Annotated in this window: 10 protein-coding genes and 2 tRNA genes; all 12 read left to right on the top strand. The window is 47.5% G+C overall.

The window, feature by feature from the left end; genetic code table 11:
* The first annotated feature begins 301 nt into the window (after window positions 1-301).
* The 12 genes from CHH60_RS10275 to pheT all read left to right on the top strand — a co-directional run bounded on the left by CHH60_RS10275 (window position 302) and on the right by pheT (window position 16097).
* The gene (locus CHH60_RS10275) at window positions 302-718 is read left to right on the top strand and encodes a hypothetical protein (protein WP_024628323.1); all 417 of its coding nucleotides are present in this window, start codon (window positions 302-304) and stop codon (window positions 716-718) included.
* A 466-nt stretch (window positions 719-1184) separates the two neighbouring features.
* Window positions 1185-2288, top strand: coding sequence for an ATP-binding protein (locus CHH60_RS10270; RefSeq protein ID WP_095359119.1), 1104 nt, complete (start codon window positions 1185-1187; stop codon window positions 2286-2288).
* A 124-nt stretch (window positions 2289-2412) separates the two neighbouring features.
* The gene (locus CHH60_RS10265; protein WP_095359118.1) at window positions 2413-3381 is read left to right on the top strand and encodes an AAA family ATPase; all 969 of its coding nucleotides are present in this window, start codon (window positions 2413-2415) and stop codon (window positions 3379-3381) included.
* 2 nt (window positions 3382-3383) lie between these two features.
* The gene (locus CHH60_RS10260; protein ID WP_095359117.1) at window positions 3384-4508 is read left to right on the top strand and encodes a DUF58 domain-containing protein; all 1125 of its coding nucleotides are present in this window, start codon (window positions 3384-3386) and stop codon (window positions 4506-4508) included.
* Window positions 4505-5815, top strand: coding sequence for a DUF4129 domain-containing protein (locus CHH60_RS10255; RefSeq protein ID WP_095359116.1), 1311 nt, complete (start codon window positions 4505-4507; stop codon window positions 5813-5815). Before CHH60_RS10260 ends, CHH60_RS10255 begins: the two co-directional genes overlap by 4 nt.
* Window positions 5816-5914: 99 nt before the next feature.
* Complete coding sequence (locus CHH60_RS10250; RefSeq protein ID WP_095288318.1) at window positions 5915-6871, top strand: aldolase catalytic domain-containing protein; 957 nt, start codon at window positions 5915-5917, stop codon at window positions 6869-6871.
* Between the two features lie 376 nt (window positions 6872-7247).
* On the top strand, window positions 7248-9374 hold the full coding sequence (locus CHH60_RS10245) for a bifunctional diguanylate cyclase/phosphodiesterase (protein ID WP_095359115.1): 2127 nt from the start codon (window positions 7248-7250) through the stop codon (window positions 9372-9374).
* 142 nt (window positions 9375-9516) lie between these two features.
* A tRNA-Pro gene (locus tag CHH60_RS10240) sits at window positions 9517-9590 on the top strand.
* Between the two features lie 11 nt (window positions 9591-9601).
* Window positions 9602-9672 (top strand) — tRNA-Gly (locus tag CHH60_RS10235).
* Window positions 9673-10226: 554 nt separating this feature from the next.
* On the top strand, window positions 10227-12122 hold the full coding sequence (abc-f, locus tag CHH60_RS10230; RefSeq protein ID WP_095359114.1) for a ribosomal protection-like ABC-F family protein: 1896 nt from the start codon (window positions 10227-10229) through the stop codon (window positions 12120-12122).
* 417 nt (window positions 12123-12539) lie between these two features.
* The gene (gene pheS / locus CHH60_RS10225) at window positions 12540-13574 is read left to right on the top strand and encodes a phenylalanine--tRNA ligase subunit alpha (RefSeq protein WP_095288315.1); all 1035 of its coding nucleotides are present in this window, start codon (window positions 12540-12542) and stop codon (window positions 13572-13574) included.
* Between the two features lie 69 nt (window positions 13575-13643).
* A complete protein-coding gene (pheT, locus tag CHH60_RS10220) occupies window positions 13644-16097 on the top strand; it encodes a phenylalanine--tRNA ligase subunit beta (RefSeq protein ID WP_095359113.1) in 2454 nt (817 codons plus the stop codon).
* Window positions 16098-16114: the final 17 nt, after the last annotated feature.

Genomic DNA, 16114 nt, shown 5'->3' with positions numbered 1-16114 from the left:
TGCACCCTTTTTCCCAAATATAATTTGGAAGTTGGATTAGGGTGTTTAGACAGGGCAAGAAACGTGTTAATGAAGTATTATAGGAATGAGAGGTTTTTACATCTCCCGAAAGAGGAATTGAAGGCCTTTGAGGCGAATAGGGTATGGAAACCCCGTAAATATTTTCGGGCCATCACCATGATAATATGGTAATGAATGAGATACACTGATGGAACAACTTCTTTTTTAGAAAAGCTGCAGGTGCTAGGGAGACCATCTCTAAATAAAAGGTCCCGGCACGTAATAAGGAGGGTGAACAAAAATGAGTTACTGTTGTGGGGCAAGTATGGTGGGAACAAAGGGCACGCTGAAGCATTACCGCACCCAGGTTCATAATGTTCCCCTGCTGTTTTGTCCGGTATGCCACCGGGTAGAAGTGCATTACAAAGTGGAAAATGAATATGAAATTTTGGCTGAATATGCGCATGGCGACGGAGCTTCCGAGATTGATTTTCAGGATTACGTGACGGAGGATGAGGATGCAATCTTCGAAAATTGCGTCAACCGCGAGAGCGAGGATGCGATGGTCATTGTTCAGCGACAAATTGACATGTCACTTGATCTCCTGAGACTGGCCAAGGAAATGAAGGATGAGAAGTGGGAGAGCGAACTCAAACGCCGATTAGCCGTAATGAGCCAGCGCAGACTTAAAATTCAGCACAATAAAAGCGGACTATAGATTAATTTGATTGCTATGCTCTATATTGTTATGTAATCATTTGGATATGAACGAAGCTGATTCGCGATATTTGCGAAAAGGCTTCGTTTTTGTGTTTTGAAAAACGGGTATTTCGAGGTTTTTCTTAAAATAATTACCATTCGACACTTTCTCTGATTGACTCTCTTCTATAAACTTGTCTATGATAAAAACAGACTTGCAAAAGAGGCGGAGCAAATAAAATGTTCGTGTTTGGAAATAGGAGAAGGTTTTGAATGGAACAAACAAACTTATATTATTTTCCGGATCAATTGTTGGTTACCGGGAATAGACCAGCTAAGGTTCCGGACGTGCCATCCATATTTTCGGCTCAGCCCCCCAACGAAAGGGCACCGGTAATGAAAAATAAATCGGCCCTTCCTGTTTCTGTGATGATATGATGTCCGAATGGCAAGTTTATCATTTACGTGAAAAGGAGGAACCTGTCATGATTAGTGAATTTCAGGATACAGCGCCTCACCCAACGAACAGTTTCCCGCCTGTACATCTGGATTACAACAAATATGAAAATGTTCTGGAGCATTTGGATAGCGGTATTATGTTGTTTGACAGCAACGGTGTATTGACGTTTATTAACGTTCAAATGGCAAAATTGTTGGAGCTTCCCAGAAGTCTGTTGAGCGGCTGCACCCTGATGCAAATGCTGCATCATCCACAGATGAGCCGATTCAAGAAAAAGAAAATTTTACGTATCTACCGGGAGACCATCTTTCACCGTAAGCGCTATCATGAACTGATTGATGAGTATGGCAGACACTGGCTGGTCACAGTAACCTACGGAGATCAGATGGATGGAGATTTTTTGTTCAGTGTCAAGGACGTATCTGATTATAAACAAATAGAACAGACTGCTTATCAGAATGACAAGCTTGCCATGCTGGGACGCATTTCAGCATCTATCGCGCATGAAATACGCAATCCTTTGACAGCGATCCGCGGGTTTATACAGCTGCTGCGCCCACATTTGCTGCAATTAGGGAAAGATGAATACGCCAGGATCATATTGACGGAGATTGACAGGGCGAACGATATTATTTATGAATTCCTGAATTCCTCCAAACCGTCAGCACCGCAGAAGACCATTATGTCGGTGGATTCCTTACTCAAAGAGGTGGTCTTACTAACGGAAAGCGAAGGCTTGATGAAAGGGTGCGAGATTACCCTAGATAAAGCAGACTCGCCGATGAACGTCTCCATTGATGTTAAGCAGATTAAGCAGGTTATTCTGAATATGGTGAAAAATGCAATGGATGCCATCGATGGCGTAGGCGAAGAGCATACAGGTCTCATACGAATCTCCACTGAAACCGAGAACAAGTATGTGCAGATCTCCATAACGGATAACGGTCAGGGTATGGACCACAACACGCTTGTACGTTTGTTCGATCCATTTTTCACGACAAAAGAGAGCGGGACAGGACTGGGTCTTTCGGTAAGTTATCGCATCATCAAAAACCACGGGGGCACAATCTCGGTTGACAGTAAAAAGGGTGAAGGCACCCGGTTTATGATTATGCTCCCATTAGTGTAATAGTGCAGGATGAGCAGGAATCGGCATGTTGGCCGATTCCTTTTGTTTTTTTTTGGAAGCATTATGGGTTATAGTTAGAATGAATGCGGATACATATTCATAGCTTGCGAAAGGAAGGTGCATGATGAATATTCAGGAAATGGAACAGATGAATAAAAATCTGACGAATCATGTGGGACAGGTGATTGTAGGCAAGGAGCGAACCATAGAACTGATCATGACCGCAGTTATCGCTTCAGGACATGTATTGCTTGAGGACGTACCAGGTACAGGAAAAACAATGCTGGCCAAATCGGTAGCTTCATCGTTGGATTGTACGTTTCAACGCATACAATTCACCCCTGACTTGCTGCCGTCTGATCTGACGGGAATTCATTTCTACAATCAAAAGTCTGGTGATTTCGAATTCAGAGCCGGTCCGTTGTTCGCGAACCTTGTGCTGGCCGACGAGATCAATCGTGCTACACCGCGAACCCAATCAAGCTTGCTGGAATGCATGGAAGAGCGACAGATCAGTATTGATGGTTCAACGAGACAGCTGGAACGTCCATTCATCGTAATAGCAACCCAGAACCCGATTGATAATCAGGGGACCTTTCCGCTGCCTGAGGCACAAATGGATCGATTCATGATGAAGATTCGCATGGGTTATCCAAGCAGTGATGAAAGTGTAGAGATTCTGAGAAGGACTGTAGCGGGTCGTTCGGTTAACGATCTTACATCCATATTAAGTCGTGAGCAGCTTCTTGAGGCGCAGCGTACATACCAGTCCGTCCAGGTCGAAGAAGACCTGCTTAAATACATGATTCGTCTTGCGGAAGAGACACGTAGACATCCTGAGCTTTCGCTTGGTGTTAGTCCGAGGGGAGCGCAAGCCTTACTGAAGGCGTGTCAGGCCTGGGCAGCATTGCATGGCAGGGATTACGTTCTACCAGATGACATCAAGGTTCTGGCTGAACCTGTACTGGCTCACCGACTTGTATTCCGTAACAGGGTGAGGCAACAGGAAGGCGCTGCGGAGCGGATCATTCATGAGATTCTGAGCCAGGCAGAGGTGCCAACGGAAAGCATTGGCACCGGCAGTGGACGGTAATTATGGCACTATTATGGCTTGTCATTGTAGGGGGCATTATCATTGGCCTACAAGGTGTATGGTTTGGACGCCCGGCATTACGAAGGCTGAAGTATACACGTGAATTCAGCAAACTGCGCTGTTACGCAGGCGATGAGCTTGAGATGGTGGAGACGATAGCGAACGAGAAGCGGGTCACAGTCCCCTGGCTGAGACTTGAGGCAATGATGCCCGGATCCTTTGTATTTCGCAGTGGTTCAGGCATGGATATCAGCCAGGGCGATATTTACCAGAATCACAAAAGTATATTTACTTTGAAACCATTTACGAGAATTACACGCAAGCATCCGATTATGTGCAGTAAACGTGGTATCTACACGTTGAATACGGTGACCATGACAGGTGGAGATCTGTTTGGCGTCTGGCGAAGTACCCAACCGATCCCTGTTCATCTGTCCATGATCGTATATCCTTCGCTGGTAGCTGCTGAAGATCTGCCTGCTATTTATCAGGTGTGGCAGGGGGAGGTAGAGGTATCCCGCTGGATCGTGGAGGATCCATTTCTTATTCTTGGCGTACGTCCTTACGGAGCAGGCGATCCCATGAACCGAATTCATTGGAAAGCAAGCGCACGTACAGGCGAGCTGCAGGTATACAAGCAAGGCTGGACAGCGGATCCACAGTCCTGGATTATTGTGAATATTCAGGAGTCGGAGGATATGTGGAGTGTAGTAACCCGACCTGAGCCGATTGAGCGTGCACTGAGCTATGCTGCAACGGCTGCAGCCGATGCGATTGGCAGAGGACTCCCTGCCGGATTCGCTCATAACGGCTATCGGGTGAATGGCGGGCGTGATCCGCTTCGAATTGAACCTGATTATGGCAGTCCGCATCTGGAGCTTCTTTTGGAGGCAATGGCTGAAACCGAGTTGAAATGCATGGTTCCCATGGAACAGTTCCTGAATGATGAAGTGAAGCGCAATGAGGAAGCTCATCAGGCACGAAGCTATCTTTTAATTACATCTTACGTTTCTACTGCCATGGAGCATGAGATTGCTCGCCTGCATGAACAGGGACACCGAGTAACCATTCTGCCTGTAGAGGCAGATCACATCGGTACGAAGAACAACAAGGCGGTGAGTGCATGAGTGATCCGACTTGGGAAAGTAAATCCAGACTAGGGATGTCTCTGCTCGCGATACTGCTAATTGGCGTTTATGTGTTTCCCTTGTTGACCCTTACTTCATTCTATGCAAACGGTCATTTTCCTTATTTTCTGCTGATTATCTATGCTCTGACAAGCGGCATTGGCGTGCTGCTAGGCCACAGGTTTCAAGGATTAGGAACCCGTATGTGGCTTCGGCTAGTTGGAGCTCTGCTCCTGGGGGTGGTTGTATCCCTTATCGTCGCTTGGATAAACGGATTTACGGGACCGGAATTAATCACAGCTCTTCTGTGGGGGGCGTTATCAGCCTTTGTAGGATTGGCGCCAGAACCATCGCTTCGCTCCACCTTGATGTGGAGATGGCAGGTCTTCGGCGTTGTCGGATCTATTATAGGAGGTATCTTCTCGCGTTGGTTCGAGCCCTTATTCCCTTTGCAGACCTATGGAGGAACATTATATGCAGCAGGCTTCATCAGTTTTGTTGTTTGTCTCCTTAATGTCTACAGTTCACAGCTGGATAGAGCCGTATTAAATGATGGCAAGAGAAAGATTGTGCTTCGGGAATTCAACAGAGCGAATCATCAGCGTTTGATATGGATGTTGTTAATCATTGCAGGTATCGGAGCATTTCCCAGTCTAGCCGCCTGGCTCGCTCCACTGCGGGATCGTCTGCTCGCATGGATCAGAGGATTAATAGGCCCGTCTTCCGATCCGCAGCTGCCCATGACACCAGACTCTGGTATTGACCCATCAAAGCTTCCAGGCAGAGTGACAGAGCAGTCAGAACCATCTATTTTCTGGGACATGCTGGGATGGTTCGTTCTAGGTGCTTCTGCTGCGCTGATTCTATGGCTTATATTCAGATTGGGAAGAAAGACTATAAACCGTCTTATGGACCGATTGAGGGGGATGATGGAACCCAGGGAGCGTAGTGCCGAGCCGCGGACCGAATACATCGATATTAGTGAAACGCTGGAAACACCCGTGAGACCACGCAAACCATGGTTCCGGAAAAAAGAAACACCTCCCTCACAGGAGGCGGAGCGTGTACGTTACTACTACAGAAAATGGATAGATCAAGCCAGACAGCAAGGGGTGGAAATTGAAGCTGCACAGACTCCACTGGAAGCAGCAGAGAAGATCCTTCATCATAAGTCTTCTTCAGACAAGCAAGATACGCAGAGATTTTCCGACATGTTAACAAGGACATATAACGTGGTTCGTTATGGCAAAAAAGCTCCGAATCCTTCCGAAATGTCCGAGATTGATCGGAACTGGAAGTCCCGATAGAACCATTAGACCCAATAACGTGTTTATCCCTTTACTTTTCAAGTCACGTTCAAGTATCATGAGAGGAATACACAAGTTGGTCAGAAAAGGAGCAGACAAATGAAGACAAATCATTGCAAAATTGTAGATTGCACCATTCGTGATGGTGGATTGGTAAATAATTGGGACTTTAGCGTGGACTTCGTTCAACAGCTATATGCTGGATTGAATGAGGCAGGCGTTGATTATATGGAAATCGGTTATAAAAACTCGCCGAAACTGCTGAAAGGTGCCGAAGAAGCAGGACCATGGCGTTTCCTGAATGATGACTTCCTGCGCAAAGTGATCCCGCAAAAAGGAAATACCAAATTGTCTGCTCTGGTTGACGTCGGACGTGTGGACGAGAATGACATTTTGCCGCGCAGTGAGAGCATGCTGGATCTGATCCGTGTAGCCTGCTACAGCAAAGATGTGGACAAGGCTTTGGCACTTGTTCAAACATTCCATGATCGTGGATATGAAACAACACTGAACATTATGGCTCTGTCCAATGTCATGGAGAACGAATTGCTCGAAGCCTTTGAATTGATTAAAGAGAGCTCCGTAGACGTTGTGTACATCGTTGACTCTTATGGCAGTCTTGACCATAACGACGTGAAGTACCTCGTTGAAAAGTTCAAAACCCATCTGCCAAACAAACGTCTCGGTGTTCACACTCACAATAACATGCAGCTTGCATTCTCCAATACGCTTGTGGCTGCAGAGCTTGGCGTTGAACTACTGGATGCTTCCGTATATGGTATGGGCCGTGCAGCAGGTAATTGCCCGACTGAACTTCTTGTGGCGCATCTGAAGGGAACGAAATATAACTTGCGTCCGGTACTTGGCGTATTGGAACAATTGATGGTTCCTCTTCGCGAAAAAGAAGAATGGGGCTACATCCTGCCATATATGATCACAGGAGCACTCGACGAGCATCCGCGTTCGGCAATGGCCCTGCGTTCGTCAGCCGAGAAGGATAACGTCGTGGATTTCTATGATAAATTGACAACGCCTGAAGTGAATTTTGATAAATAATTTTTGGTAAACATCATAAAAGCAACGGTCACGTATCAGATTCCCCGCAATGCACTTTGTATGGAAAATAGTCTGATATGCTGTTGCAAACTAAAGGGACATGGACTCCAATTGGAGATTCATGTTTTTTTAGTTCTTAGTGCCTTGTTTTTCTACGTGGCTATGAATACATATTCCTATTTTCAACTATTTTTTAGTTCACGTCCGTAGAATTAAATGTTATTATGTACCAGATAGCATGTATTGGCATGTGAATTGAACGTTGGTAAATATTTATTGTCGAATGGTGTAATAATGAAAGTTTTCAAACCTGAACGTCACAGGTGAGGGCTAAAGGTTATTCAGGATAGGTGATCCCGGGAAGGAAAAACAAGGCATGAAGGCAAATTCGCAAGATCAGAGAAAAGTAAGTTGGGTCGCACTAGGCGGCTTATTATGTTTCCTCGTAAGTCAATGGTACCGTTCCTCTGCAAGCTCTGATCTAATCATATCCGGATACCCTGTGCTGACGCTACTTGGCGGATTCGTTGCAGCTGCAGCCTGTATCGGGATTTACAACCAAAGCTGGTTGTTCCAGACCCAAAAGTTAACCCTGCGCAGAATCATGATTACAACGCTTTTTTTATTGATTGGCCTGTTTGAATTAATTCATATCGTTTCATATGCGGAAGAGATGCCGAGTGGCGCGATGTTGGAATCGGAATTTTCGCTCAAAATGATGACGCTGGGCTCCGTGGTCTGTGCAGTGGGTTTATTGCTTATTTATGCAGTGAGAGAAAAAGAAGTTGCGTTACCGCGTAAATTTTTACTATTTAGCGGAACGCTGGGTACGTTTGTCCTGTTGTACACAGCGGGTATTCAGGAATGGAGCTGGCTGCCCAAATTAACTCAGCAAGAAGTGTTAAGCGAAACGTTTATGAAAATTCACTTCTTGGTCGGTCTTCTTTACGGGATCACCGCATTTGTGTTGTTTTTGAAATGGAAGAAGGGGAAAGAGGGAGATTTGCCTTCTATTCTGTGTGGAGCCCTGTGTTTCTTCTACGGAGAGTGCTACTTAATTTCTGCAACGCAGGTCAGCGACTTGAATCTGTTATTTGCATTGTGGATGAATTGCCTAGGATATTTCTTTGTACAAAAAGGACTATATACAACGGTAGTGGATACCCCGTTTCTGAAGCAGCAGGCTGCTGAAGCCAAAATGAACTATATTGCTCATCATGACGATGTAACGGGTCTGCCAAATCGCCGCCGTCTTTCCCAGAGACTCAAAAGATTGATGGATGAAGCAGTGAAACAGGACGAGCTCGTCGGCGTACTCGTTTTGAATATCAACCGGTTCAAAACGATTAACGACTCCCTCGGTCAGCAGGCTGCAAACCGTGTTCTTCGTCAAGTGGGGCAGCGTCTGAAGCAATCGTCTCTGCCGGGCGAAGAAGTGTATGGTCTTGGCCGGGACGAATTCGTGGTCACGATGACGGACTTCTGGAATACAGAGAATGCTCTGCGCCGAACAAGATCAATTTTGCAGCTGTTTGAAAAGCCGGTCATGGTTGATGGCAACGACTATCATATAACGGTTGGAATTGGCATGGCCATATATCCCCATGACGGGGGATCACCCGAGGAAATCATTCAAAATGCGGATACTGCGCTTCATAACGCCAAGGAACAGGGGATCGAATTGAACCGGTATGCTCATGCAATGCAGATGAAGGCACAGGAACGACTGCAGCTGGAGAATGATCTGCGCAAAGCGCTGGATCGAGGTCAGTTTTATCTTGTATATCAACCACAAATCAATATTGCAAGTGGTTTAATCGTTGGTATGGAGGCTCTGGTACGCTGGGAGCATCCGCAGCGCGGCGCAATTTCTCCTGCAGAGTTTATCCCACTGGCAGAAGAGAGCGGACTAATTGTGCCGCTGGGCGAGTGGGTGCTTCGGGAGGCATGTGCGCAGAACAAGCAATGGCAGGAAGCTGGATACCGCAAACTGTGTGTGTCTGTCAATCTCTCGATGAGACAATTCAGACATTCCCATCTGCTGGATAACATCAACGGCATACTGAGGGAAACAGGATTGGAGCCGGACTGGCTGGAACTGGAGATTACCGAAAGTATGACATTTGACAAAGATCGTGCGTTTGAACAACTTCGCAAAATTAAAGAGATTGGTGTGCAAATCAGTATTGATGATTTTGGAACAGGATACAGTTCGCTGCATTACCTGAAGGATCTGCCGATTGACCGGCTCAAAATTGACCGTTCATTCGTGAACGAAGTCATGGAGGATCGCAATAATGCAGCGATCGTCTCCACCATTACGTCCATGGCTCATCATCTGCAATTGAAGGTGACAGCCGAAGGAGTGGAGAACGAGTCGCAGCTGGTGTTCCTTCGGGATCAGCATTGCCATGAAGCGCAGGGATACTTTTTCAGTAAACCCATTGTGGCGGCTGATTTCGAAAAGCGGTTTTTACGTGATGTGGATAAACCTACAGGATAGCCATTAGACAGGAGCGGGAGTCGCTTCTGTCTTTTTCGTTTGTGACCCATAAGGAAAAAATGGGAATTAAAAGTTGCAAGGACCGGATGAACGTGTTATATTAGTTTTTGTAAAAACCGTGTTAAGATTCTTAGGAACTTAACGGGACGTAGCTCAGCTTGGTAGAGCACCTGGTTTGGGACCAGGGGGTCGCATGTTCAAATCGTGTCGTCCCGATCGTCAATCGTGCGGGTGTAGTTCAATGGTAGAACTTTAGCCTTCCAAGCTAATAGCGTGGGTTCGATTCCCATCACCCGCTTAATTTAGAAAACCTTCTTGTTCATCACAAGAGGGTTTTCTTTTTTTACTCAAAGTGATGAAAGCGCAGTATTTTCTTTTTTACATTCATTCAAAGCTTTGCAATTACCCCAACTTCTGGTACAATAACGGAGAAATTGATACTACACATGAATGAGAGGTAACCACACGTCCCATGAAGTAAGACACAAGAATTGAACCCCAGTAACTGCAGAAGATGTATGACGCAGTCAGCCGAAGCGGCTGAGCAATGAGGGGATTCGTGTGTCCAAATTCAGCTATGGGATCAGGTGTGTGCTAGCCGAGTATTGTGGCTTGTGTACCCTTCTTGGGTGTTTATTTGTCATACCTGGGTGTACCTTGTGCTTGTTTTTTGACGCTTTATCCAAACCTGAATTGCCAGACCGCCGGCGGATGCCAGCGGTTTTTTTGTTCAGGAAATGATGTCTAAGGTTTCCTGCGGGCCGAGGCAGCTCTGCGTGATCAAGATTAAAAATATCATCTCGAAAAAGCACGGGATGAATTTGATTTTTAACGCAGGAAGGATGAAGTCTTATGATGACATTGGTACGCCTACATGAAGTATCAAAAGAATGGAACGGGATGGAATTGTTTGCAGGTTTAAATCTGGAAATTAACGAAGGTGAGCGGCTTGCGATTCTCGGTCGCAATGGATGCGGTAAAACCACATTGTTACGCATCATTTTAGGGGAAGAGGAGGGAGGCGGACATATTGAACGCCACGTCCCGCAGAAGGAGTGGGGATTCATGCGTCAACGCTCTCAAATTGACCCAGGTATGAAGGTGCTGGATGCAGTACGGAAGGAAAGTGGCCGGATCTATGAAGTGAAATGTGAGTTGGAAGAACTGGAACGGCGTATGGGCATGAGCGGGAGAGAAGATGAGCAGCGGCTGCTTGAAGCCTATACCGTAGCCATGGAGCAATATGAGCAGCTGAACGGCTACATGTGGGAGACCGAGGTGGAAAAGGTGTTGACCCGTCTGGGTTTAAGCTCGGAGCACTGGAACAGATCCTATCACTCCTTGAGTGGTGGACAAAAAACCAAGGCAAGGCTGGCAGGACTGCTGGTCAGCAAACCCAAATTTCTTATTTTGGATGAACCGACGAATCATTTGGATGAGGATAGCATGCGATGGCTCGAAGAATGGCTATCCAATTACACCGGCACGCTGCTCTTTGTTTCACATGACCGGACCTTTATTGATCAGGTAGCAACAGGTGTCATTGAGTTTAGTCCGCAAGCGCTCAACAAATATAAAGGCGGATATTCTGACTACAAAGTTCATAAGGAGAGGGAACGGCGAGAACAGGAAACCCTATACCGCAAACAGGAACTGGAACGCAAAGCGCTTGAAGAGACCATTCGCAATTATCAGGAGTGGTTCCATAAGGCCCACAATTCAGCAACGGACGTGGAGGTTAAGATCACTCAGAGCTTTTACAAAGCCAAAGCCAACAAAAACATTTCGCGTTACCATGCAAAACAGAAACAGTTGGAACGGCTGGAGAATGAGCGGGTAGAGAAACCTCGCGATGCAGTCAAGCTAAACATGGAATTGCAAGTTGACACGTTAGCGGCACGCCAGCTGCTTGAAATGAGAGACGTCAGCTTCGCATATCCGGAGGGACATCCGTTATTTCACAATCTGGGAATTGCCGTCGGGCGAGGGGACCGGCTTGCCGTACGTGGACCGAATGGTACGGGGAAAACGACCTTGCTGAAGCTGATGATTGGTGAACTTGAACCGAAGCAGGGGGTGGTGAGAAGGCATCCACAGCTGAAGATCGGTTACTTTTCTCAAGAGCTTGAGGGACTTCCCGAGAATCAGACTCTGCTGGACAGTTTGCTCCGTCTCCCATCCATGACTCAGAGTGCTGCCCGAACCATTCTGGGATGTTTTCTATTTACCAGAGAGGATGTATTCAAGCGCATCGGGAACCTGAGTATGGGAGAGAAATGCAGAGTTGCGTTTTTGAGATTATACTTTGGCGGTGCGAACTTGCTGGTTCTGGATGAGCCGACAAACTATCTGGATATTGATACCCAGGAAGTGATGGAGAATGTATTAAAACAGGCTTCGGGTGCTCTGGTACTTGTGTCTCATGACCGAATGCTGATCAAAATGCTGGCAAATCGCTTGCTTGATCTGGAGCCAGGAGGGAAGGCTACGGTATTTGAAGGAGGAGTTCTGGATTGGGAAGAGTCGAGAAAACTCCGAGATTCTTCACTTGGCCAGCGGGAATCGGATGATGAACGATTACGCCTGGAAATGCGACTGTCCGAACTGCTATCTCCCATGAGCAATGCGGGCTTAGATATCCTTGCCCATCCGGAAGCTGTTGAAGAACGAGCTGCGGAAGCCGCTGAGATCCGTGACATTCAAGAGCGGTTAATTCAGCTTAGGCGGAAGGATGTGAGCAAAAAATAGATGATTGACTGGCTTGCTATTTCGATTGAATTTGCATATAATTATGAACGATCATCGATAAATACGTCGATATAGGTTTAATTCATTAACAAACGTGATGATGGAGACAAGTAAGCAGTGCCTCTGGACAGGGAGGAAGCGCCGTAGATTGAGAGCGTTTCTGTAGAACAAGGCTGCCGAAATTCACTCCGAAGCGGTTCCCTGAACTTGACTTGGCAGCAATTGCTGAGGCTCAGCAGTAGGGGCAAACGGTTAACGGTCGTTATTCCGTACAGAGTGAGACAGACGTGTTGCAGGCCGGAAGGGCCAGTCAGCACCGGATGTCTAACAAGGGTGGTACCACGGTCTTTTCGTCCCTTTTGGGGAGAAAAGGCCTTTTTTTGTTGCATTAACACCACATAAAGGGGGCAATTACACATGAAAGAACGTTTAGAAGCATTGAAGATTGAAGCGCTGGAACAATTGTCCGGCGTGAACGATCCGCAGACGCTTGGTGATCTGCGTGTGAAGTATTTGGGGAAAAAGGGTGCATTGACCGAAATTCTGCGTGGCATGGGTGCACTTAGTGCAGAGGAACGTCCCGTAATCGGGCAAGTGGCCAACGATGTTCGCGGTGCCATTGAGGAAGTCATCGACAGCAAGCAGGAGCAGTTCCAGAAGGAAGAGACGGCGAAGCGTCTTCAGTCCGAGACCATTGATGTCACCCTGCCAGGACGTCGTGGACGTCAAGGCGGTCTGCATCCACTAACTAAAGTGGTGCAGGAAATCGAAGATATTTTCATCGGCATGGGATATCGCGTAGCGGAAGGTCCTGAGGTGGAAATGGATTACTATAACTTTGAAGCACTGAATCTGCCGAAGAATCACCCGGCTCGCGATATGCAGGATTCCTTCTATGTAACAGAAGACCTGTTGATGCGTACCCATACGTCTCCGGTGCAAGTACGGACCATGCAAAGCATGAAAGGGGAAGTACCTGTCAAAGTCATTTGCCCGGGTAAAGTATACCGCCGTGATGATGATGATGCTACGCATTCCTTCCAGTTCAATCAGGTTGAAGGTCTGGTCATCAGCGAAAACATTCGCATGAGCGACTTGAAGGGTACACTGCTGCAATTTGTGCGTGAAATGTTCGGTGCTCACACTGAAATTCGTCTGCGTCCAAGCTTCTTCCCATTCACCGAGCCAAGTGCTGAAGTGGATGTAACCTGTGTACAATGCGGCGGCAGCGGCTGCCGAGTATGTAAACAAACCGGATGGCTTGAAATTCTGGGCGGCGGAATGGTTCATCCGAAGGTGCTGGAAATGGGTGGATATGATCCTGAGAAGTACAGCGGTTTCGCCTTTGGTATGGGGGTAGAACGTATCGCGATGCTGAAGTACGGTATCGACGACATTCGTCATTTCTATAACAGTGATATGGCATTCCTGAAGCAATTCGGACGGCTGTAAACTTTACAATAAGCAAGCGCTAAAGGCAAGTTAGCTAAACCAATTTATAGATTAAGGAAGTGAACGTCCATGAGAGTATCGACAGATTGGCTGTCTGATTATATTGCCCTTGAAGGTGTGACGCCACAGGAACTGGCAGAGAAAATTACACGTGCAGGGATCGAAATTGATGTAGTGGAGAACCGCAACCAGGGCGTAAACAAAGTGGTTGTAGGGTATGTGAAGAGCAAGGAGAAGCACCCGGATGCGGACAAATTGAACGTATGCATCATTGACGCCGGTCAGGAAGAGGATCTTCAGATCGTATGTGGTGCGAAAAATGTGGATGCGGGTCAAAAGGTAGCCGTAGCCCTGGTTGGAGCGAAGCTCCCTGGCGGTTTGGATATCAAAAAAGCCAAGCTGCGCGGCGTCGTTTCACTTGGCATGATCTGTTCTGCAAAAGAGCTCGGCATGAACGACAAGCTGCTTCCTAAAGATCAGCAGGAAGGCATTCTTGTCCTGCCGGAGCAAACGGAAATTGGCACACCAATCAGCCAGGTGCTTGGTCTGGACGATCATGTGCTTGAACTGGACCTGACACCAAACCGTTCCGATTGTCTGAGCATGCGCGGTGCAGCTTATGAAGTTGGGGCCATTCTGGGTCGTGAAGTGAAGCTGCCTAATCCGAAAGAACAGCTGGTTGAAGTCGGTGATGCTGCTGCGGATCATATCTCGGTGGAAATCACGGCGCAGGAACAATGCAGTCACTATGCTGCACGTTATGTAACAGACATCAAACTAGGGCCTTCTCCGCTCTGGATGCAAAACCGTCTGATGGCTGCTGGTGTCCGTCCAATTAACAACATCGTGGATATCACGAACTATGTGATGCTGGAGTACGGTCAACCGCTGCACGCCTTTGATGCAGATAAACTGGAAAAAGGTCATATTGAAGTACGCATGGCTAAGGAAGGCGAAACGATCGTGACCCTGGATGGTCAGGAGCGTAAGCTGGAAACGCATATGCTGCTGATTACCGATGGCGTGAAACCGGTAGCCATTGCGGGTGTTATGGGTGGCGAGAATTCCGAGGTATCGGAAGGCACAGTCAATCTGCTGCTCGAGTCCGCCAAGTTCGACGGCGGAACGGTTCGGAAAACGTCGCGCCAATTGGGGCTGCGTTCCGAAGCTAGCATGCGTTTTGAGAAGGAAGTTGACCCGGGGGCTGTTATCACGGCATTGGACCGTGCGGCTGAATTGATCCAGCGCTATGCTGAAGGCCAAGTACATCAGGGCATTGTGGAAGCTGGAGCCGAGGTGGCAGAGAAGGTTGTTATCCAGCTGTCACTCGACAGACTGAACCGTTATCTGGGAACTGACCTTTCACTGCTTGAGGTGAAAACCATTTTTGCTCGTCTGCACTTTGCATGCGGCGATGCTGAACAGGGATTGCTTGATGTGGAAGTACCCACGCGTAGAGGCGATATTACTCGCGACGTAGATCTCTTTGAAGAAATTGCCCGTTTGTATGGATATGACAACATTCCAACCACATTGATTGAAGGACCAACAACACCAGGAGCCTACACACGCTCACAGGCAATGCGTCGTACCATTCGTGGACTGCTCGCAGGCAGCGGATGGCAGGAAATGATTAGCTACTCCTTTGTACATCCGGATAAAGCGTCCTTGTTCCCGGCATTGACTGAAGGAAGCAAGGCTGTGAAGCTGGCTATGCCTATGAGTGAGGATCGCAGCGTGCTTCGCACAAGCGTCCTGCCGCAAATGCTGGATGCTGCAGTGTACAACATGAACCGGAAGCAGGATTCACTTGCTGTATTCGAAGTGGGCAGCGTGTTTTTCACTGAAGAAGAGAAGCTGACGAAGCAGCCGCATGAAATTCCGGTCCTGAGCTTGCTGCTTACAGGTAATCGTGCCGCTCAGCAGTGGAATGTAGGGGTAGAAAAAGTGGACTTCTTCGATCTGAAAGGTGCACTTGAGAACCTGTTCTCCTATGTTGGATTGGAACAACGCATTCGTCTTGTTGCAAACAGTCCGGAAGGGTTCCATCCGGGACGTTCTGCCTCCGTGTATTTGGAAGGGAAGGACGGCGGTGAAGGTAAATTGATCGGTACCATGGGTCAATTGCATCCTGAACTTCAACAACAATATGATCTGAACGATGTGTATATTGCAGAGATTGCTCTTGAGGCAATCTATAGTGAAGCAGACGTGGATATCCGTTACCGTGAGCTTCCGCGTTTCCCGGCTGTTGAACGCGATATTGCCGTAGTCGTAAGCAAAGACATTGAAGCAGGAGCCATGCTCAGCTCGATTCGTGAGGCTGCAGGAGAGCTGCTGCAAACCGTACAGGTATTCGATGTGTTCACAGGCAGCAAACTGGGTGAAGACAAGAAGAGTGTGGCGATGGCGCTTGTGTATCGCAACCGCGAGCGTACGCTGACGGACGAGGAAATCACCGAGGTTCATGCTCGTGTGGTTGCCCGTCTGGAGGAGCAATTCGGAGCAGAATTGCGCAAATAGAACAGAAGCTAATTTTT

The organism is Paenibacillus sp. 7523-1 (assembly GCF_002276415.1).
Lineage (GTDB): Bacteria > Bacillota > Bacilli > Paenibacillales > Paenibacillaceae > Paenibacillus > Paenibacillus illinoisensis_A.
Note: the sequence above shows the minus strand (reverse complement) of the source record. Positions and strands in the feature narration are given on the sequence as shown.